Raw genomic sequence first — 19,514 nt, 5'->3', positions numbered from 1 at the left:
TGCCTGCCCGAAACTTTCACGCCCCGCCAACCCGCCCTCATCCTTAGCCGCAGGTCACCTAGCTAACCTGACGGGTCACCACCAGCAACGATTGCGTTGGCGAAAGTTTCTCTTCACACTCGCAATGTTTCAGGCGAACGAGAGGAACCCGATGAACGTGAGAGCTCGGATCGTGGGTGCCTTGATCGCCGCCGTGACGCTCATCGTCGCGGGGCTGATCACCGCGCCACCGGCCTCGTCGGCACAGCTGACGGAGGTGACCGGCTTCGGCACTAACCCGACAAACCTGCGCATGCACCTGTACGTCCCGGACGGCGTCGGGACCCGACCACCTCTCCTGGTCGCCGTGCACTACTGCACGGGATCGGGTCCGGCCTTCTACTCCGGCACGGAGTTCGCCTCGCTGGCCGACCGGTACAAGTTCATCGTGATCTACCCGTCCGCGACCAGGAGCGGCTCCTGCTTCGACGTCTCCTCGCCGCAGGCGCTGCGGCACGACGGCGGCAGCGACCCGGTGGGCATCATCTCGATGGTCAGGTACGTGCAGCAGCGCTACAGCACCGACCCCGACCGCACCTTCGTGACCGGGGCCTCGTCGGGCGCCATGATGACGAACGTGCTGCTGGGCGACTACCCCGACGTCTTCAAGGCCGGAGCCGCGTTCGCCGGGGTGCCGTTCGCCTGCTTCGCCACCACGGACGGGTCGATGTGGAACAGCGCCTGCGCCAACGGCCAGGTCAGCAAGACTCCGCAGCAGTGGGGCGACCTCGTACGCGGCGCGTACCCCGGCTACAGCGGCCCCCGCCCGCGCATGCAGGTGTGGCACGGCACCGCGGACACCACGCTGCAGTACCCGAACTTCCAGGAGGAGATCAAGCAGTGGACCAACGTCCACGGCCTGAGCCAGACGCCCAGCAGCACCGACCAGCCGCGGTCCGGCTGGAACAGGACCAGGTACGGCGGCACCGGCACGACGCCCCCCGTCGAGGCGATCAGCCTCCAGGGCGTCGGCCACAACGTCCCGATGAGCGGGATGGCCGCCGCGGCGATCGCGTTCTTCGGCCTTGACCAGGGCGGCGGCGGGCCCACGCCGACCCCGACCCCGACCCCGACCCCGACCCCGACCCCGACTCCGACTCCGACGCCCGGGACCGGGGCATGCCGGGTCACGTACGCGATGAACTCCTGGAACACCGGCTTCACGGCCGAGGTCACGATCACCAACACCGGCACCAGCCAGCTCACCTCCTGGGCGCTGACCTTCACGCTCCCCGCGGGCCAGAGCGTCACCTCCGCGTGGAACGCCACGATCTCGCCCGCGGGCGGCCAGGTCACGGCCAGGAACGTCAGCTACAACGGCACGGTCGCCCCGGGCGCGTCCGCCTCGTTCGGCTTCCAGGCCACCCACACAGGGAACACGTCCAAGCCGCCGGCCTTCACCCTCAACGGCGCCACCTGCACCTGACCGCTCGATCCACCGGGCTCGGACCCCCCTGAGCCCGGTGTGATCATCTGATGGATACTGGCCCTTCTCGGAGAATTTGGGAGCGCTCCCGAAAGTGCTCTCGCTCAACCGAAAGGGCACAACTTGTCCAAATTTCACACGCGGTTATCGGCGGTGTTATCGGGCTCGGCGCTCGTGCTCGCCGCCGGACTCGCGCCGCTCCACCAGGCGGCAGCCGCGGTCGCCGAGCCCGCTGAGACCCAGCCGGCCCGGGTCACTCTCACCCTCATCACCGGAGACGTCGTCGAGTACGCGCCGTCGCAGGGCGGCGTCCCCTCCATCGCCATCAGGCCGGCGCCCAGGCCCGACGGCGCGGACGTCACGTTCGCCACGCTGCCCGGCAAGGACGGCGGATATCTGGTCCTGCCCTCCGACGCGGCTCCCATGGTCGCCGCCGGGACGCTGGACGAGGAGCTGTTCGACGTCGAGACGCTGGCGCGGGACCGGCGCGTCGAGGCGATCCCGCTGCTCGTCACCTACCCGGGCGACCCCGCCCCCGCCGCGCTCGCCAGATCCGCCCGGTCCCTGACGGCCGGCGAGAACGTACGGGTGCTCGACAGCGTCAACGGCGCCGCGCTCACGGTACGCGCCGACCGGGCCGACGACTTCTGGGCCGGGCTCGACACCGGCGCCAGACTGACCGGCGGCGCGATCTCCAAGATCTGGCTGGACCGCAAGACGCGGGCCTCGCTCGACAAGAGCGTGCCCCTCATCGGCGCGCCGGCCGGGTGGGAGCGCGGGTTCGACGGCAAGGGGGTCAAGGTCGCCGTCCTCGACACCGGGATCGACGCCGCCCACCCCGACTTCGCCGGACGCATCCTCGCCGGCGAGAACTTCTCCGACTCCGCCGGCATCGCCGACAAGGTCGGACACGGCACGCACGTCGCCTCGACGATCGCGGGCGCCGGCCCGACGTACAAGGGCGTGGCGCCGGCCGCGTCCCTGCTGGTCGGCAAGATCCTCGCGGACAACGGCCAGGGCGACTGGTCGTGGGCCATCTCCGGCATGGAGTGGGCCGCCGCGCAGGGCGCCGACGTGGTCAACATGAGCCTGGGCTCCTGCTGCGGCAACGGCACCGACCCGATGAGCCAGGCGCTGAACGAGCTCACGAAGAAGTACGGCACGCTCTTCGTGACGGCCGCCGGGAACGAGGAGGACCCGCTCACCGTGAGCGTCCCGGCCGCGGCCGACGAGGCGCTGGCCGTGGGCGCGGTGGACAAGGAGACCGGCACCACCCTGGCCGACTTCTCCAGCAAGGGGCCGCGGCTGGACGACGCCGCCGTCAAGCCGAACATCGTCGCCCCCGGCGTGGACATCGTCGCCGCGCGCTCGGCCGACTCCTCGCTGCCCGGCATCCCGGGCGACGACAAGTACACGACCTTCAGCGGTACCTCCATGGCCACCCCGCACGTCGCCGGGGCCGCCGCGATCCTGGCCCAGCAGCATCCCGGCTGGCGGGCCGCCGAACTGCGCGACGCGCTGACCTCGACGGCCGTGCGCAACGACGGGCACAACTGGTTCGAGCAGGGCAGCGGCCGGGTGGACGTGGCCCGCGCCGTCACCCAGAGCGTGTTCGCCACCTCCGTGGTGGACTTCCGGCTCCTCGGCAAGCCCGCCACCAGGCAGGTCACGTACCGCAACCTCGGCTCCGAGCCCGTCACGCTGGCCGTCTCGCTCGTCACCCGCGGCTGGAGCGGCAGGCCCGCGCCGGACAAGGCGGTCAAGCTGGGCGCGCAGAGCGTCACCGTGCCCGCGAACGGCACCGCCACCGTCTCCCTCACCGCCGACCCGTCGGCCGGCCCGATCGGCGCGTACGGGGGCTGGGTGACGGCGAGCGGCGGCGACGTGCGGCTGGTGACGCCGTTCAGCTACTACACGGGTCCCGCCACGCATCGGCTGGGGGTGTCGCTGGTCAACTCGTACGGGACCAAGGAGTTCTTCCCCGGTTACCAGGCCGAGCCCCTGGTGTACGCGATCCCGTTGAAGCGGGCGAACAGCCCGGAGGACCCGTTCAACCCGTACGGGTACTACTACCTGCGTACCGACTATTCGGGCAACGGCGAGTTCTCCCTGCCCGCCGGGGACTACGAGGTGATCGGCGTCGCCAACGAGACCCGGATCAGCAACCGTACGAGCTGGGTGATCGAGAACGTCCACCTCGACGGGGACCGGACCGTCACCCTGGACGCGCGCAGGACGGCGCCGATCCGGCCGAGGACGCCGAAGGCGCTGGACGGGGGCGGGAACGCGTACTACGTGCGCACGTTCACCGACCGCAACCAGCCGGTCTCGCTGTACGGCGGGGTACAGGGCGGCGGGCAGCAGCTGTTCGTCACGCCGGTGTCCTCGGTGAAGGCGGGCAAGGTGCGGCTGTCGCACCAGTGGAACCTGGAGCCCCCCGTGCTCACCTCGGCCACCGCGGGCGGGCTGGCCCTGCATCCCGCGTACGACGTGGAGGCCCAGCGCAGGCTGACCTCCACCACGTCCTACCCCGTCGTTTCGGTCGGAAGGGGGCGGCCGGAGGACTTCTCGGGGGTGGAGGTCTCCGGCAAGATCGTGCTCGTCGGGATCCCGGTCGAGAGCGGCTACGTCAACGCGAGCGTCCAGATGGACGACGCCGGCCGCGAGGCCTCCCTGCGCGGCGCGGCGGGCGTCATCGGCTTCCTCGACGTGGACGGCGGGCGGGCCCGCGTGCCACAGGGCTGGTCCCTGCGGCTGGGGCTGGACGCCGCCGAGGGGCGTTCGCTGCGGTCCGCCCTGGCCAAGGGGCCGGTGTCGCTGCGGCTTGAGCCGTACGCGGGGCCGGGCGCGATCTACCACCTCCGCTTCGACTCACGCGGCCGGGTGCCCGCGCGGCCCGTCAAGGTCGACATGGGGCGGCTGGTACGGATCGACGCCGCCTACCACGCCGACAAACCGGACACCAGCGGCTGGGAGTACGGCGAGTCGACGGCCGGCGAGGAGCCGGGGCGGATGGCGTACGGCGGGTCGCTGCGGATGCCGCTCACCCGGACCGAGTACTTCGGGCCCGTGTCCGACGACGTCGTGTGGTCCCGCACGATCACGAACGACGGGCTGGTCCTGCACTCCGACGACCGGTTCGCCGGTGACGACCGGCGGGTCTCCGAGCAGTGGTTCAAGGCGCCGCTGGTGCCTGGCGCCGCGGACGTGCCGTCGGGGTACCCGGTCAAGGTGCCGTGCGCGCTGTGCCGGGACTCCGACCGGTTCGTACCTTTCGAGCAGTGGCGCGACTCCGACCCCCGTCACTACAGCGACCTGAGCCCGGTCACCTCGGCGCCCCGGCTGTTCGCGGCCGATCAGGAGCTGGCCTCGCAGGGCTGGCGCCCCCGATTCTTCACCGGGGCCCCCGGGGCCTACCGTGTGGAAGCCGTGGACACCTCGGGACGCACCCTGTCCGGCAAGGTCACGACCAGCGCGCGCTTCGCCTCCTCCCCGCCGCCGTCCTCGGGGGCTCCCCGGGGGTACGCGTGCTCGTTCGGGGCGGGGTGCGCGTTCCAGCCGGCCGTCCAGGTCACCTACGACCTGCCCCTCGACCTGCTGAACCGGGCCCCGGCCGGGGAGCCGTTCGCGTTCGACCTGCGCGCCGGCGCGCACTCGGCCGTGCGCCGGGCGGCCGCCGTCAACCAGGTCACGGTCGAGTTCTCGGTCGACGACGGGGCCACCTGGCGGGCCGCGACGCGGGTCAGGAAGCACGGCGACGGGCGGTTCCGCGTGGAGCTGGCGCATCCCGCCCTGGCGCAGACCAGCGGGTTCGTGTCGCTGCGGGTCACGGCGTCGGACACGGCGGGCGGCTCGACCACCCAGACCGTCAACCGGGCCTACGCCCTCAGATAACACCGATCGGGCTCTCCGGTGACAGCCGTGACGCCACGGTTGTCACCGGAGGCCGCGGAAGAACGTCCGCACGTCTCCGACCAGGAGCCGGGGGACCTCCATCGCCGCGAAGTGGCCGCCGCGCTCGAACTCCGACCAGTGGACGACGTTGTTGTCACGCTCGGCGATGGAGCGGACTCCGAAGTCGCCGGGGAACACCGCCACCCCGGCGGGCACCTCGGAGCGTGTCGCCGGCCGCCCCCAAGCGGCCCTGCCCTCCTTGTAGAGGCGGGCGGACGAGGTGGCCGTACCGGTCAGCCAGTAGACGCTGACGTTGGTGAGCAGCAGGTCGCGATCGACGGCGTCCTCGGGGAGCTCGGCGGCCGGATCGGTCCACTCCTTGAACTTCTCGACGATCCAGGCGAGCTGCCCGACCGGCGAGTCGGCGAGCCCGAATCCCAGTGTCTGCGGACGGGTCGACTGGATGGTCGCGTACCCGGCGCCCTCCTCCATCTGCCGCTGCAGGCGGGCGAGCCGCTCCTGCTCGGCTTCGCTCAGGGCGGCCAGCTCCGCCGGATCCCCGGTGGGGAATCCGAGGCTGCCGTTGACGTGGACGCCCACGACGTGCTCGGAGTCGATGCGGGCCAGCTCTGGAGAGACCACGGAGCCGGTGTCGCCGCCTTGGGCGCCGTACCGCTGATAGCCGAGCCGGCTCATCAGCTCCGCCCAGGCACGGGCGATCCGGGACATGTCCCATCCTGTCTCACGCGTCGGCCCGGAGAAGCCGAACCCGGGGATGGACGGGGCGATGACGTGGAACGCGTCGGCCGGGTCGCCGCCATGCGCACGGGGGTCGGTGAGCGGCCCGATCACGTCCATGAACTCCACGATCGAACCCGGCCACCCGTGGGTGATGATCAGCGGCAGCGCGTCCGGTTCGGGCGAGCGGACGTGCAGGAAGTGAATGTTCTGTCCGTCGATCGTGGTGGTGAACTGCGGGAAGTCGTTGAGCCTCTTCTCGTGCTCGCGCCAGTCGTAGGAGGTCCGCCAGTACTCGGCCAGCCCCTTCAGGTAGCCGACGGGGACGCCGTAGGTCCAGCCGACGTCGGGCAGCTCGTCGGGCCAGCGGGTACGCGCCAGCCGGTCCCGCAGGGAGTCCAGGTCGGCCTGCGGGATATCGATGCGGAACGGCCGGATTTCGGTGCTCTCGGTGTGCATGGGCCAGACGTTAATTCGCCTTGCGGACGATTACTGTCCTCAAGGGGCGTCAGACTGAGAACTGTGTTGGAGACCTCAGCGCGCCTGCTCCGGCTCCTGTCGCTGCTTCAGCTGCGACGCGACTGGTCCGGCGCCGACCTCGCCGAGCGCCTGGACGTCGACGTACGAACCGTCCGGCGCGACATCGACAAGCTGCGCAGCCTCGGCTATCCGGTGGGATCCACGTCGGGCACGGCGGGCGGCTACCGCCTCGGCGCCGGTGCGGCCCTCCCGCCGCTGCTGCTCGACGACGAGGAGGCCGTGGCGGTCGCCGTCGGACTCCGTGGCGCCGCGGTCGGCACCGTCGCGGGGATCGAGGAGACGTCGGTACGCGCGCTGCTCAAGCTCGAACAGGTGCTGCCGTCCAGGCTGCGCCGCCGGGTCGAGGCGCTGCAATCGGTCACCGTTTCCCTGCCCGGCACCGGGCCGACGGTGGACCCGGAGACGCTGACCACGATCGCCGCCGCCTGCCGCGATCATGATCGCCTGCGCTTCGCCTACCGCAGCCGCGACGAGACGGCGAGCACCCGCGTCGTCGAGCCCCATCGGCTCGTGCACACCCCCCGCCGCTGGTATCTCGTGGCCTGGGACACCGGCCGCGAGGACTGGCGGACCTTCCGGGTCGACCGCATCGAGAGCCGGCCGTCCTCCGGCCCGCGGTTCACCCCGCGCCCGGCTCCGGCCGAGGACGTCGCGGGTTACGTCTCCGAGTCCGTCGCGTCGGCTCCGTACCGCCATCAGGCCCGCATCCTGCTCCACACCTCCGCCGAGCGGGCGGCCGCCGGCATGTCCCCCACGGCGGGCCGGATAGAGGCGATCGACCAGCACACCTGCCTGCTGCACACGGGATCCGACTCGCTCGACGAGATCGCCCTCTATGTCGGACTCACCGGGTTCGACTTCGAAGTCCTCGACCCGCCCGAACTCCTCGACCGCATCCGCGCCCTCACCGACCGCTTCGCCCGGGCGACCCGGCCGAGACCGTGAACGATAATGCGTTCACCATGCTCGATGAGATCCTGCCCTCGTGGGTCGCCACCGCCGAGCTCTTCGGCGACCCGCCGGACATCACGCTCTTCCCTGAGGAGGAAGCCCTCGTTTCGGACTCGGCGGACAAGAGGCGGCGCGAGTTCCGTACGTCCCGTCACTGCGCCCACCTGGCACTACGGCGGCTCGGCGTGGCCCCCCGCCCCGTCCTCCGCGGCGACCGCGGCGCTCCCGCCTGGCCGCCCGGGGTCGTGGGCAGCATCACGCACTGCGCGGGCTACCGGGCGGCGGCGGTGGCGCGCGGCGCCCTGTCGATCGGCATCGACGCCGAACCCCACCTCCCGATGCCCCGCGGCGTCCTGGAACGAACCGCGACCCCCGCGGAAGCCGCCGCCCTGGACCTCCTGGACATCCCGGACCCGGGCCGCCTGCTGTTCAGCGCCAAGGAAGCGATCTACAAGGCGTGGCACCCGCTGACGGGCCAGTGGCTCGGCTTCCTGGACGCCACGGTCGCCTTCACCACCTCCCCATCCCCCTCACCGGACCCGCCGGCCGGGTTCGGGACCTTCGCCGCCGAGATCGCGGTCCACGGCCCGGGCTGGCCGACCCGCTTCGAGGGCCGCTGGCTGGTGAGCGGCGGCCTGATCGTGACGGCGATCGCGGTCCCCGCCCCCTCCGCCTAGCCCGGGCCCTGGCTAGAGGACGGGTGGGTCGAAGTCGAAGTCGAGGCGGTTGCCCTGGCGGGACACCAGCACGTCGGGATGGTTGGGGCCGAGCACCCGGTCGTAGCGATCCAGCACGTCCTCGCGCAGCGCCGCCGCCTCCTCCGTGGCCCCCGTGGCGAGCAGGTCGACGACGAGGTTGGCCCCGGCGGCCAGCGTCACCGGGTGGTCGTCGCCGAACAGGGCCCGCAGGTCCAGCAGGGTCTGCTCCCCGAGCACCCGCGCCTCCTCGTGCAGCCCCACCTCGGCCAGGTCGCTGGCGAGGTTGATGGCGCAGGTCAGGGAGAAGTAGTGCTTGCGCGTGAGCCGCCGGTCGAACCCGGCCAGCGCCGCCTCGTCGATCTCCCGGGCCTGCTCCTTGCTGCCGCTCACCCGCAGCAGCAGGGCGAAGTTGCTGTCGCAGCCGTACTTGAACGGGTGGTCGTCGCCGTACATGCTGGCGAACCTGGAGACGATGTCCCGCAGCAGCCGCAGCGAGTCGTCCACCTGATCGGCCGCCCGCTGGGCGTTGGCCAGGCAGAGGGCGGCGGCCAGGGTGTCGGGGTGGTCGATGCTGGTGCCGCGTTTCTGCACCTCGAAGGTGCGGTCGGCGAGTTCGAGCGCCTCCTCGATGAGGCCCGCCCGGCGTTTGGCGATCGACAGGTCCTTGGAGCAGCGCAGCGTCCAGGGGTGCTCCTGGCCCAGCTCCTGGAGACCGAAGTCGTAGGCGTCCTGGCCGAGGTCGCAGGCCTCACGGTAGCGGCCCTGGAGACGTACGACGCGGGCGAGGTTGTTCATCGAGGAGAGCACGTTGGCGCGGCTGGCGCCCGACCCGGCCTGCCGCTGCAGCTTGAGCACGCGCGCGTGCAGGGTCTGCGCCTCCTTGTAGTCGCCGAGCAGCAGGTGGTCGAGGGCGAGGTTGTTCATGGCGCGCAGGGTGCGGCGGTGCGAGCGGCCGAAGACCGCCTCGTGCCGGCTCAGCGATTCCTGGTCGTGCTCCCGCGCCTCCGCGAACTCGCCGCGGTTGCGCAGGTCGGCGCCGTGGCTGTTGGTGAGCAGCAGGGTCTCCTCGTCGCCCTCGCCGAGCACGCGCCGCATCCGTTCCATGAGGGCCTTGTTCAGCTCGAACGACTCGTCGATGCTGCCCAGCTCGCGGATGATGATCGCGTAGTGGCGCTGGGCGGTGAGCACGTGGCGGTCGTCCTCGCCGCCGTCCTCCCGCCAGGCCTCCAGGAACTCCTGCACCAGCTCGCGGGCCGACGCGAAGTCGCCCGAGGTGTAGACGTAGCGGATGATGTTGAGCGCGAACTTGCGGACGTTGGGGTCGCGGCTGCCCTTGACGTCGGCCGTGGTGATGTGGCCCAGGAGGTTGGCGTAGCGGGGCCAGGCCGTGGTGTCGTCCGGCTCGTAGTCGGCCACCGAGGCCGACAGCAGGAGGTGGACCTCGCGGCGGAAGGCGTCGGCCTCGTCGCCGTCGAGCTCGTCGCGCAGCAGCGCCTGGACCAGCCGGTGCACCTGGACCGTACGGCTCTCCGAGTCGATCCGCACCAGGGCGTACCTGCCCAGCTCCCGGATGACCTGGCTGAGCTGGATCGGGTCGGCCAGCAGGCCAGCGATCTTGGATCCGGCCGCGTACTCCTCGGGCAGCTCGTCCAGCAGGTCGCGTGGGATCGGCTCGGGCCCGAAGAACGCGAAGCAGCGCAGCAGCTCGACCGCGTCGGGCAGCCTGGCCTTGAGCTGCGACACCGAGGTGGCCCAGGCCGCCGTCATCGACAGCGGGTAGTCGGACGGCTTGTTGGCGCCCAGGAGCCGGGTCGTCTGCCTCTTCAGCAGCCGCAGATATTCATCGGTCGACATCCCCGACTCGGCCTGCAGCGCGCCCGCCTGCTCCAGGGCCAGCGGCAGGTCGCCGAGGGCCTCGGCCAGCCGGTCGGCCTGCTCGTGGTCGATCGCCCGCCCCACCCGCTTGACCAGGAACGCGACGCTCTCCTCGCGCTCGAACACGTCCACGGGAAGGGTGTCGACCACGCCCTGCCAGCTGTGGTTGCGGGAGGTGATCAGCACGTGGCCGGGGCCGCGCGGGACGATGTCGTTGATGTCCAGGGTCTCGGCGTTGTCGAAGATCAACAGCCAGTTCCGGTACGGGTCGCCGCGCCGCAGCGCGTCCAGCGCCGCCTCGGCCGCGTCCTCGACGCTGTGGGGACCGACCTTGAGATGCAGCTCCCGGGCCAACCCGGCCAGCGACGACTTCACCAGCATCGTCTGCGCCGACGGCACCCACCACACCAGGTCATAGGCGTGCCTGAAGCGGTGGGCGTACTCGATCGCGAGCTGCGACTTGCCCACGCCGCCGAGTCCTTGCAGAGCGTGCGGCGCGGGTTGAGACTGGTCCTGTGCCTGGGGGAGGACGGCAGTGACCTTGGACTGGAGCCCCGTACGCAGCTTCTCGATGAGGTCGTCCCGACCCGTGAAGTTCTTGTTCCGCTGGGGGACTTTGCCCCATACGGACGGCGCATGGCCGGAATCGTGTTGCGAGTGCGAATTTGTCACGATATCGCCTCGAGTCGGCCGGTCGTCACGTCAGCTGAGACAAGCATAGACAGCATATTGAAGCCAGAGATAGATAGGATCCGCTAGATCCATCAGGTCCAGGGAGAGCGATGAACAAGGAAGCAGTGCAGGGGTACGGCGGTGGGCTCATTGATGTCAGCGGGCGCACCCTGGAGGAGCTCAAAGACATCGACGACTCCCGGTTGAAGGACGCCATAGACCGCCTTCTCGACGAGACCGGCGTGACGCCCGTGGCCAAATTCCAGTCTTCCATCTGAGTCAGCCCGCGGGTCGGCCGCCACGCCTGACCTGCGGGCCGGCACTTCCCCCACATTTAGGCCAGCCCGAAAACATTCACATATTTCCATCGGTCCCGGGTCATATACTCCTCAGCACAAGAATGGTCCTGCCGGTGGGGTGGCGCGTGAACGAAGCGGACTGGGTGCGATTGGTCAGACAGCTCCGCAGAGGCGACTGTACCCCGCTTCTCGGGGCGGGCGCCTGCTATGGGCGACTTCCGACCGGCAAGGAGCTCAGCAAGCACTTCGCGAAGGAGTACGGCTTTCCGTTCGCCGACCACGGAAATCTCGCGCACGTGATGCAGTACGCGGCTCACGTGCATAACGATCCCACTGATCTCAAAGTGGAAGTCTGCGCATACCTGAAACAGCGCGCGGCGGGCGCCGCCGACCCGCTCGACCCGCACACGGTGCTGGCCGAGTTCCCGATCAAGACTTTTCTCACCACCAACTACGACGACTTCATGCTCCAGGCTTTACAGCACTGCCGCAAAGGTCCGCGGACCCCGAATGTGTGCAGGTCGACGTGGTGGGAGCCGACGAAGCGGGCCGTCGTGCCCGACCCCGATCCCGACCACCCGCTGATCTATCATCTGCACGGGAACTGGGACGACCCCTCCTCCATCGTGCTGACCGAGAACGATTACGTGCAGTATCTCCTCAATCTGCGCGACGTCGACGACGCGAACGGCCGCCAGCTCCTCCCGATTCCCGATCCGGTGCTCGACGCCATGACCTCGAGCCCGCTGCTCTTCCTCGGCTACAGCCTCCAGGACTGGAACTTCCGGGTGCTCTTCCACGGGCTGATCAAATCCATTCCCTCCACCCGGCAGCGCCGGCATATCAGCGTGCAACTCCTGCCGGAGCTGAACACGTCGCTGACCGACGCGGAGAATCTGGCCGGCGAATACCTGAAGAGCTATTACGCCGATCTGAAGATCTCGATCTACGTCGGCACCACGTCCGCGTTCTTCAAGGAACTGCTCGACTGGAATGCGAGGACGCCGCTATGACCGTGACCGATCCCGCCGGCCGGCCGTTCGTCGGGCTGCGCCCCTTCGGCCGTGCCGACAGCCACCTGTTCCACGGAAGGGAGCAGGAGTCGCGGGAGATCGCCACGCTCTGGCGGGCGGCCGGGCTGACCGTGCTCTACGGCGCCTCCGGCGTGGGCAAGACCTCGCTGCTCAACGCGGGCGTGCTGCCCAGGATCGATCCGGAGCGGGCCGACGTGCTGCCCGTCGCCAGGATCTCGCCGCACACCCCGCTCCCGATCGCGGGCGGCAACCCGTACGTCATGGCGCTGCTGTCGGCCTGGGCTCCGGACGCCTCGCCCGGCTCGCTGGCGGGCCTGACCATCACGCGCTTCCTGACCGAGCGCCCCGGGCGCGAGGACGAGTACGGCGACCCGCTGCCCGTCCTGGCCGCCATCGACCAGGCGGAGACCCTGTTCCACAGCGACCTGGCCCGCCAGCGCGACCGCAAGGAGCTCGTCGACCAGCTCGTACGGGCCATGCGCGACCACCCCAGCCTGCACCTCCTGCTGTCGCTCCGCGAGGAGTACCTGTTCCTCGTCCTGCCCTACGAGCGCCCGTTCGGCCAGGGCTCACGGGCCCGCTTCCACCTGCAGCCGCTCTCCCCCGAGGCGGCGAGGCAGGCCGTGGAGCGGCCGCTGGACCGCACGTCCAGGACCATCACGAGCGCCGCCACCCGGCTCCTGGTCGGCGAGCTGCGCTCGGCCACCGTCAAGGACGCGTGGGGCAACCCGTCCACCGTCGAGCTGGATCTGGTGGAGCCGGTCCAGCTCCAGGTGGTCTGCTCCGCGCTGTGGGACTCGCTGCCCGACGAGGTGACGGAGATCGGCGAGGAGCACGTGCAGGTGTACGCGGTGGTCGAGGAGTTCCTGTTCGACTTCTTCAAGCGCGCGGTCGGGGAGGTGGCGCGCGAGTTCGACGTCCCCGTGGGGGAGCTGCTGCTCTGGCTGCGCCGTACGTTCATCACCGACCATGGCACCCGCAACATCGCGTACGAGGGCGTCGAGCAGACCATGGGCATGCCCAACGCCGTGGCCCGCGCCCTCGATGACCGGCACATCCTGCGCGGCGAGCACCGCATGGGCAGCCGCTGGTACGAGCTGGCCCACGACCGGCTCATCGGCCCGGTCTCGCACCGCGGCTCGCCCGCGACCTACCTGGAGGCGGCCCGCACGGCGCGGGCCCAGCGCAACTGGCCGCTCGCCGCCCGGCTCGCCGACGAGGCCAGGCACGCGGCTGAGCCCGACGACTCCTGGGTGCGGGCCGAGGTCGCCGAGATCCACGCCGACGCGGCGCTCGCCCAGGGCGACGTCAAGCAGGTACGCCGCTACTGCGACGAGGCGGTGAGCCTGTACGCCGAGCGCGGGCGCTTCGACGGCGTCGCCCGCGCGCTCACCATCGACGGCCGCTGGCACCTGGCCCATGGGGATCTCACCCGAGCGATCGAGCAGATCAACGCGGCAGTGACCCTCGCACCGAACGACATATCCGCACAAATGGCACTAGCGGAGGCATTTCACCGTTCGGGCACTCCCCGAGCCGCCGCGGCCGTGGTTCACGGCATCTTTCCCCTGCTCACCGACGAGGCGCTCGACAGGGCCAACGAGATGCTTCGACTATCAGAATGACGTCATATGCTGGGCACCTCGCAAGTCTCAATGTGGAGGCTGATCCGCGGTGTCAGAGTGGCCAGCGACATTGGACGTCGACGCGCTGCTGGTCCGCGGCTGGCGGCCGACGCCGTTCCGGCAGTTCATCCTGAAAGTACATAGCAGATGTGATTTGTCATGCACATATTGCTACATGTACGAAATGGCGGATCAAAGCTGGAGATTTCGCCCAAAACGTATGTCTCGGGAAACGGTCGAGGCCACCGCGGGCAGGATCGCCGAACATGCCAAGGCGCACGATCTCGACAGCGTCGACGTGATCCTGCACGGCGGTGAGCCGCTCCTGGCCGGCCACGACGACATCCGCGACCTCGTGGGCGTCGTCAGGTCCGCCGTGCCGGTCCGCGTGGACGTCAGCGTGCAGACCAACGCGACGCTCCTCGACGCGCGCTTCCTGAGGCTCTTCGACGAGCTGGAGATCGGTGTCGGGGTCAGCCTCGACGGCGGGCAGGCCGACCACGACCGCTCCCGCCGCACCACCGACGGCCGCGGCAGCTACCACCGGGTGGCCGCCGCGCTGGAGCTCCTCACGTCCGAGGACTTCCGGCACCTGTTCCACGGGCTGCTGTGCACGGTCGATCTCCGCAACGACCCCCTGGGCACCTACACCGCCCTCCTGGGCTTCGACCCGCCGCTGATCGACTTCCTGCTCCCCCACGGCAACTGGTCCGAGCCGCCGCCCGGCAGGGTCCCCGGCTCGCCGGACACCCCGTACGCGACCTGGCTGGCGACCGTCTTCGACCAGTGGTACGCCAACCCGTCCCACGGCACCCGCGTCCGGCTGTTCGACGAGATCATCCACCTGCTCCTCGGCGGGGAGTCGGCCACCGAGCAGATCGGCCTCTCGCCCGCGGCCATGATCGTGATCGAGACCGACGGCGAGATCGAGCAGTCCGACCTGCTCAAGTCGGCGTTCGAGGGCGCCGGGAGCACCGGGCTGCACGTGGCACGCGACTCCTTCGACGACCTCCTGCTCCTGCCCTTCACCGCCGCCCGCCAGATCGCCCGCCTCGACCCCGCGCCGGAGTGCGCCGCGTGCGAGGTGGGCATGATCTGCGGTGGCGGCCTGTTCGCCCACCGCTACAGAGCGGGCAACGGCTTCCACAACCCCTCGGTCTACTGCGCCGACCTGCTGCGCCTGATCAAGCACGTCGGCCGGACCGTGCAGGCCGACGTCCGTCGCCGTACTAAGGATCCCCGATGAACCTCACTGACCACCGGATCCCGGCGGACGCGTTCGACGCCCTCGCGAACGGCGGCGGAGGCGGCAGCGCCGTGCGGCGGCTCAAGGCCGCCCAATACAGCAAGCACCTGCTGCTCATCAGGGGTGTCCTGGACGTGGCCCGCGACCTGGGCCACACCTCCTGGGCGCGGACGCGCCGCGCCTACGACCTGCTCGCCACGCTCCAGACGAGCCATCCGGAGGCGGTCGGCAGGGTTCTGCAGCACCCGTCGGTCGGCGCCTGGGCCCGCCACGCCATCCGCTCCCGGCGCTCGCCGGAGCAGCTGGCCGCCCTGGCCGCGGCGGCGGCCATCCACGCCCGTACGACGTGCGAGGTGGACGTTCCGGTCTTCGCCGGCAGGGCCATGCTGCCGTCGCTGGGGCAGGTCGCCTTCCCCGGCGGCGTGACCATGGCGACCGTGCACTGCTGGCCGGAGGGCGCGGAGGTGAGCGCGGGCGACCTGGTGGTCGAGATCCGCGACGACGCCCCCGGCTGGCAGCGGCTGCGCGCCCTCTCCGCCGAGTCCCGGGGCAGAAGCCTGAACGTGCTCATCGACGATCTGGACCCGCACCGGCTGCCGGGGGCGACCGATCTGCACGGGCGGCTCACGGACGCGGAGGCGGCCCGCTGGCAGCGCCTCCTGGACGAATCCTGGCAGCTCCTGGTGAGCCACCACGAGCCGATCGCCGAGGAGGTGTCGGCCGGCATCACGGTCCTCACGCCGCTGACCGCCCCCTCGACGGGCTCGTCCAGCGCCTCCTCGCGCGACGCCTACGGCTGCATCGCCCTCTCCGACCCGCCGGACCCCCGCACGCTGGCGGAGACCCTCACCCACGAGGCCCAGCACGCCAAGCTCTCGGCCCTGCTCGACATCGTGCCGCTGACCGAACCCGACGACGGCTCCCGCTACTACGCGCCCTGGCGCGAGGACCCCAGGCCCGCCGGCGGGCTGCTCCAGGGCGCGTACGCGTACCTGGGCGTGACGGACTTCTGGCGGCGGCAGCGGCAGCACGAGTCGGGCGAGGACGAGATCCGCGCGAGCGCCGAGTTCGCCCGCTGGCGGGCGGCGGCCCACCTGGTCACCCGCACCCTCCTGAGCAGCGGCCGGCTGACGGAGCACGGGGTGACCTTCGTGGACCGGATGGAGAGCCGGCTCGGCTCCTGGGCCGCCGAGCCGGTGCCCGCCGCGGCGACGGCCCTGGCCGAGGGTGCCGCCGAGCGCCACCGGACCCGCTGGCAGGCCCGCAACGGCGCCCTCAACTGATCGGCCACCGGACGACACCGAAGGCCGGACCCGTCACCGGGTCATTGGCACTTCCCCTTCAGCCACGCGTTGAACTGGGGCGTGTAGTCGGTGGCCACCCGCTTGGCGCCGCGATCGAGCGCCCCCTGCCACGCGCTCTCGTTCAGCGTCCACGAGGGGGGCGGCTCCTCCCACTTGGTGACCTCCGGCCAGATGGGCCCGCCGCTCAGCACCTTGGTCATGCCCGCGGCGCTCACCCGGCTCCTGAGCTCGGCGGCGATCTCGCTGTTGTGGGAGTACAGGATGATCTCCTGCGACTGGTAGCGCTCCTTGACCGGGTCGAGCACCTCGGCCCAGGCCCGCGCCTTGATCGCGGCGTTGGAGCTGAGCAGCGACTGCCGGGCCTCCGGCTTGATCTCGACCAGCCCGATCATGCCGGCGCTCTTCATCTCGGCCAGCCACTCGCGGAAGGTGTAGACGGTCTCGCCCTCGAAGATGCCGCGGTTGATGGTCCGGCCCTTGAGCGCGGTGTCGCCCGCCGCCCACCAGATGTCGGTGATGTTCTTCTTCGTGCCCGTCAGGCCCCAGGTAGAGGTGTTGTGCCACATGACGGCCTTGGTGCCGTCCTTGGTGAGCTGCAGGTCGGCCTCGACGCCTGACGCGCCCCAGGACTGGTAGCGGCGGATGGCCGTGGGGTTGTTGGGCTGACGCACCTGGTCCCGCTCCCAGGCGTTGGCGCCCGTGGGGTAGCCGCCGTGCCCGAAGATCAGCGGGCACGCGGGCAGTGCGGAGGACGGAGCGGTGAGCAACGAGGCAAGCGCTAACGCGACGAGGGAGGCTGCCAAGGTTCATACCTTTCGATCATGTTTTCCCGCACACTACCGTTCGGTCAGGAAGGTCCGCAGGAGGCGGGTGCAGGCCTCGGGTCGGCCGCCCGCGATGGCGTGACCCGCGTTCGCGCGGCCAGGCGAGGCACCGACGAGGAGCTCGCGATACGCGGCGGCAGCGGCCCTGCGGGTCTGTCCGCGCCGCCGGGACCGGCCCATCACCCAGACGACGCCGCCAGGCCCGCGGCCTGGACAGCGAGTCCCGCGACGGTCCTCACCGGCGCGCCGGCGGCAAGGGCCGTCCCGATCACGACCAGGACGGCGCAGACGCCCCCGGCCGCGGCGAACCCGGCCGTACGGCGCACGGCCGGCGGATGAAGGACGACCAGCACCGCCACCAGAGCGCCACCCATCGTGCCGATGCCCAGCACCGCCGCCGGCAGCGTGCCGCCGAGGGCCCACGCGGGTGCGAGACGACGGCAGCTGAGGGCGGCGAAGGCGATCACCGTGCTCGCGGCCAGGAGAAGCCCTGGGACGTGCGGTGCCCAGAGCAGGATCTGCACGACGACCAGGACGCCCGGAAGCAGCATCTCCCGCCATCCCGGCGCCCACAGCGATCAAGCCTAAACAGCAAAAAAGCCCAGCTCCATCACGGAAGCCGGGCTTCTTTCATCGAGGCTAGCCCGTCGCGCCGTGAGGTCGTGTCACAGCGACCACGTTCACAAGCCGTTCCAGGCCGTCGAAGTCCTTGGGGTTCGCGGTGAACAACGGCAGCCCGTTACCGGCGGCCGTTGCGGCGATCATCAGGTCGGCGGTCCGGCTTCGTGGCTGTCGACCTTGCATGTACACGACGGCACAGATCTGCCCGAACACGCGGGCCGCCTCGGCGTCGTACGGCAGCGGATCACCGAACGCCGCCTCGGCATACTGGAGCACCGCGACCCTTCCCGCACGCTTGACCGGATCATCGGTGGCATACGGCCCACGTGACAGTTCGCCAAGCGTGACTGCGGTGATCGCCGACTCTGCGGGCAGTTCGGCGGGATCGAAGAGCTTGAAAGCAGCCACGATGTTCGTGTCGAGAACGCCTCGCTCATGCCGGGTCACAGGCCGGTCCCGTCGAGCGGATCGCGTAGCTCGTCATCGATCATCGCGTCCAGATCAGCCCGTACCTCGTCCCAGTCAATAGCCGGGGCGGTGGCGAACACGGCCTGCGCCTCAGCTGTGGGAACGAACCGGCGACGCTTGATCGGCTTCACTTCGGCGAGCGGCTCGCCGTTGAGCGTCAGAATGTACCGCTTTCCCTCACGCAGGCCGCGCGTGACGCCACCAGAGTCGTTGACGAACTGGCGCACGCTCACCTCGGTCGAACGAGGTATTGGAGCATCCATGGCTCAATCGTACCTCGGCGTACCACGCCATAGTACGGCACCATGATCGTTTGCGGTGTCCACTCTCAGCACGGGCATCATTGACCAGGCCTTGCCCCAAACACGCAAAAAACGGCGATGCCCTGAAGGACACCGCCGCTGATCGAATCCGCTTGTGGAGCTATGGGGATTCGAACCCCAGACCTCCTCCATGCCATGGAGGCGCGCTACCAACTGCGCTATAGCCCCTGGTCACCGCTCCGAGTCCACCCGTTGCGGCGCTCCGAGAGCATATAGCCATCCGCGCCGATTCGCCTAATCGGAGCGCGCTGGTCGTACGGCCCCCGAGCCGTACGAACTCGCTATGCCTCGGCCTCCGGCCGGTCGTCGCTGCGGACGGGCTCAGGCAGCGTCCCGGCGTTGTGCTCCAGCAACCGCCATCCCCTGCGCCCCTCCTGCAACACCGACCACGAGCAGTTGCCCAGCCCGCCCAGCGCCGGCCAGAGCGACTCGGGCAGCCCGAGCAGCTCGCAGATCCCGAGCCGCAGCGCGGCCCCGTGGGAGGCCACGACCAGCAGGCCGTCGTCGTCGAGCTTGGCCGCCCAGCGGCGCATGGCGCCGGCCACTCTGGTGGCCACGTCGGCGACGGGCTCTCCACCCGGCGCCTCCCAGGCCACGTATTCCTCGGGCCAGCGCGACGCGATCTCGTCGCGCGTGAGCCCTTCCCATTCGCCGCCCCCGCGCTCGCGGAGGTCCTTGTCCACGCTCACATCCAGCCCGACGACCCGCGCGAGCGCCAGCGCCGTGTCGTTGGCGCGCTGGAGATCGGACGAGACGACCAGGGTGGGCCGCAGGGAGGCCAGCAACGACGCCGCCCTGGCGGCCTGCGCTATGCCGGTCTCGTCGAGGGGGATGTCGGAGTGTCCCTGGAATCGCTGCTCGACGTTCCACAAGGTCTGCCCGTGCCGGAGGCAGACGATCCTCTTGCTCATGCGGAACGCTCGGACTCGAGATGGGG

At 70.4% G+C, this 19,514-nt stretch carries 16 protein-coding genes and 1 tRNA gene; 9 read left to right on the top strand and 8 right to left on the bottom strand.

The window, feature by feature from the left end:
* Positions 1-151: 151 nt before the first annotated feature.
* Positions 152-1,465, top strand: coding sequence for an extracellular catalytic domain type 1 short-chain-length polyhydroxyalkanoate depolymerase (locus ACWDRB_RS37625; RefSeq protein ID WP_449901945.1), 1,314 nt, complete (start codon positions 152-154; stop codon positions 1,463-1,465).
* A gap of 153 nt (positions 1,466-1,618) precedes the next feature.
* Positions 1,619-5,359, top strand: coding sequence for a S8 family peptidase (locus tag ACWDRB_RS37620; RefSeq protein ID WP_449901942.1), 3,741 nt, complete (start codon positions 1,619-1,621; stop codon positions 5,357-5,359).
* 42 nt (positions 5,360-5,401) lie between these two features.
* Here the strand turns inward: ACWDRB_RS37620 and ACWDRB_RS37615 are convergent, their stop codons facing one another.
* Positions 5,402-6,556 (bottom strand): epoxide hydrolase family protein, encoded by a 1,155-nt coding sequence (locus tag ACWDRB_RS37615; protein ID WP_449901939.1) that lies wholly within the window; start codon positions 6,554-6,556, stop codon positions 5,402-5,404.
* A 63-nt stretch (positions 6,557-6,619) separates the two neighbouring features.
* Between ACWDRB_RS37615 and ACWDRB_RS37610 the strand changes: the two genes are divergently transcribed.
* Both ACWDRB_RS37610 and ACWDRB_RS37605 read left to right on the top strand, forming a co-directional pair.
* Positions 6,620-7,582 carry a helix-turn-helix transcriptional regulator gene (locus ACWDRB_RS37610; RefSeq protein ID WP_449901937.1) on the top strand — a complete coding sequence of 321 codons (963 nt, stop codon included), beginning with the start codon at positions 6,620-6,622 and terminating at the stop codon, positions 7,580-7,582.
* A 17-nt stretch (positions 7,583-7,599) separates the two neighbouring features.
* A complete protein-coding gene (locus ACWDRB_RS37605; protein WP_449901935.1) occupies positions 7,600-8,265 on the top strand; it encodes a 4'-phosphopantetheinyl transferase family protein in 666 nt (221 codons plus the stop codon).
* A gap of 12 nt (positions 8,266-8,277) precedes the next feature.
* Here ACWDRB_RS37605 and fxsT read toward each other — a convergent pair whose 3' ends face one another.
* Positions 8,278-10,833 (bottom strand): FxSxx-COOH system tetratricopeptide repeat protein, encoded by a 2,556-nt coding sequence (fxsT, locus tag ACWDRB_RS37600; RefSeq protein WP_449901932.1) that lies wholly within the window; start codon positions 10,831-10,833, stop codon positions 8,278-8,280.
* Positions 10,834-10,943: 110 nt separating this feature from the next.
* Here fxsT and ACWDRB_RS37595 point away from each other — a divergent pair, with 110 nt between their 5' ends.
* The 5 genes from ACWDRB_RS37595 to ACWDRB_RS37575 all read left to right on the top strand — a co-directional run bounded on the left by ACWDRB_RS37595 (position 10,944) and on the right by ACWDRB_RS37575 (position 16,320).
* Positions 10,944-11,111, top strand: coding sequence for a hypothetical protein (locus tag ACWDRB_RS37595; RefSeq protein WP_185078173.1), 168 nt, complete (start codon positions 10,944-10,946; stop codon positions 11,109-11,111).
* Between the two features lie 122 nt (positions 11,112-11,233).
* Positions 11,234-12,145 carry an SIR2 family NAD-dependent protein deacylase gene (locus ACWDRB_RS37590; protein WP_449901929.1) on the top strand — a complete coding sequence of 304 codons (912 nt, stop codon included), beginning with the start codon at positions 11,234-11,236 and terminating at the stop codon, positions 12,143-12,145.
* A complete protein-coding gene (locus ACWDRB_RS37585) occupies positions 12,142-13,791 on the top strand; it encodes a tetratricopeptide repeat protein (RefSeq protein WP_449901926.1) in 1,650 nt (549 codons plus the stop codon). Before ACWDRB_RS37590 ends, ACWDRB_RS37585 begins: the two co-directional genes overlap by 4 nt.
* 49 nt (positions 13,792-13,840) lie before the next feature.
* Positions 13,841-15,037 (top strand): FxsB family cyclophane-forming radical SAM/SPASM peptide maturase, encoded by a 1,197-nt coding sequence (locus tag ACWDRB_RS37580; protein ID WP_449901924.1) that lies wholly within the window; start codon positions 13,841-13,843, stop codon positions 15,035-15,037.
* Complete coding sequence (locus ACWDRB_RS37575; protein ID WP_449901922.1) at positions 15,034-16,320, top strand: HEXXH motif domain-containing protein; 1,287 nt, start codon at positions 15,034-15,036, stop codon at positions 16,318-16,320. Before ACWDRB_RS37580 ends, ACWDRB_RS37575 begins: the two co-directional genes overlap by 4 nt.
* A 41-nt stretch (positions 16,321-16,361) precedes the next feature.
* On the opposite strand, the gene ACWDRB_RS37570 is transcribed toward ACWDRB_RS37575, so the two are convergent.
* The 6 genes from ACWDRB_RS37570 to ACWDRB_RS37545 form a co-directional block, all read right to left on the bottom strand.
* A complete protein-coding gene (locus tag ACWDRB_RS37570; protein WP_355205009.1) occupies positions 16,362-17,144 on the bottom strand; it encodes a glycerophosphodiester phosphodiesterase in 783 nt (260 codons plus the stop codon).
* A 200-nt stretch (positions 17,145-17,344) separates the two neighbouring features.
* Positions 17,345-17,716, bottom strand: a complete 372-nt coding sequence (locus ACWDRB_RS37565; RefSeq protein WP_449901918.1) for a hypothetical protein — start codon at positions 17,714-17,716, stop codon at positions 17,345-17,347.
* Between the two features lie 88 nt (positions 17,717-17,804).
* Positions 17,805-18,233, bottom strand: a complete 429-nt coding sequence (locus ACWDRB_RS37560) for a type II toxin-antitoxin system VapC family toxin (protein ID WP_363966558.1) — start codon at positions 18,231-18,233, stop codon at positions 17,805-17,807.
* Positions 18,230-18,481 carry a hypothetical protein gene (locus ACWDRB_RS37555; protein ID WP_449901915.1) on the bottom strand — a complete coding sequence of 84 codons (252 nt, stop codon included), beginning with the start codon at positions 18,479-18,481 and terminating at the stop codon, positions 18,230-18,232. Before ACWDRB_RS37555 ends, ACWDRB_RS37560 begins: the two co-directional genes overlap by 4 nt.
* Before the next feature lie 191 nt (positions 18,482-18,672).
* Positions 18,673-18,745 (bottom strand) — tRNA-Ala (locus ACWDRB_RS37550).
* A gap of 113 nt (positions 18,746-18,858) precedes the next feature.
* Positions 18,859-19,488, bottom strand: a complete 630-nt coding sequence (locus tag ACWDRB_RS37545) for a histidine phosphatase family protein (RefSeq protein ID WP_449901912.1) — start codon at positions 19,486-19,488, stop codon at positions 18,859-18,861.
* Positions 19,489-19,514: the final 26 nt, after the last annotated feature.

It is taken from the genome of Nonomuraea sp. NPDC003707 (assembly GCF_053587055.1).
Note: the sequence above shows the minus strand (reverse complement) of the source record. Positions and strands in the feature narration are given on the sequence as shown.

Coding starts and splice junctions, on each gene's coding strand:
- ACWDRB_RS37625 (WP_449901945.1), top strand. CDS start 152: ATGAACGTGAGAGCTCGGATCGTGGGTGCCTTGATCGCCGCCGTGACG.
- ACWDRB_RS37615 (WP_449901939.1), bottom strand. CDS start 6,556: ATGCACACCGAGAGCACCGAAATCCGGCCGTTCCGCATCGATATCCCG.
- ACWDRB_RS37605 (WP_449901935.1), top strand. CDS start 7,600: ATGCTCGATGAGATCCTGCCCTCGTGGGTCGCCACCGCCGAGCTCTTC.
- ACWDRB_RS37595 (WP_185078173.1), top strand. CDS start 10,944: ATGAACAAGGAAGCAGTGCAGGGGTACGGCGGTGGGCTCATTGATGTC.
- ACWDRB_RS37590 (WP_449901929.1), top strand. CDS start 11,234: ATGGTCCTGCCGGTGGGGTGGCGCGTGAACGAAGCGGACTGGGTGCGA.
- ACWDRB_RS37585 (WP_449901926.1), top strand. CDS start 12,142: ATGACCGTGACCGATCCCGCCGGCCGGCCGTTCGTCGGGCTGCGCCCC.
- ACWDRB_RS37575 (WP_449901922.1), top strand. CDS start 15,034: ATGAACCTCACTGACCACCGGATCCCGGCGGACGCGTTCGACGCCCTC.
- ACWDRB_RS37565 (WP_449901918.1), bottom strand. CDS start 17,716: ATGCTGCTTCCGGGCGTCCTGGTCGTCGTGCAGATCCTGCTCTGGGCA.
- ACWDRB_RS37545 (WP_449901912.1), bottom strand. CDS start 19,488: ATGAGCAAGAGGATCGTCTGCCTCCGGCACGGGCAGACCTTGTGGAAC.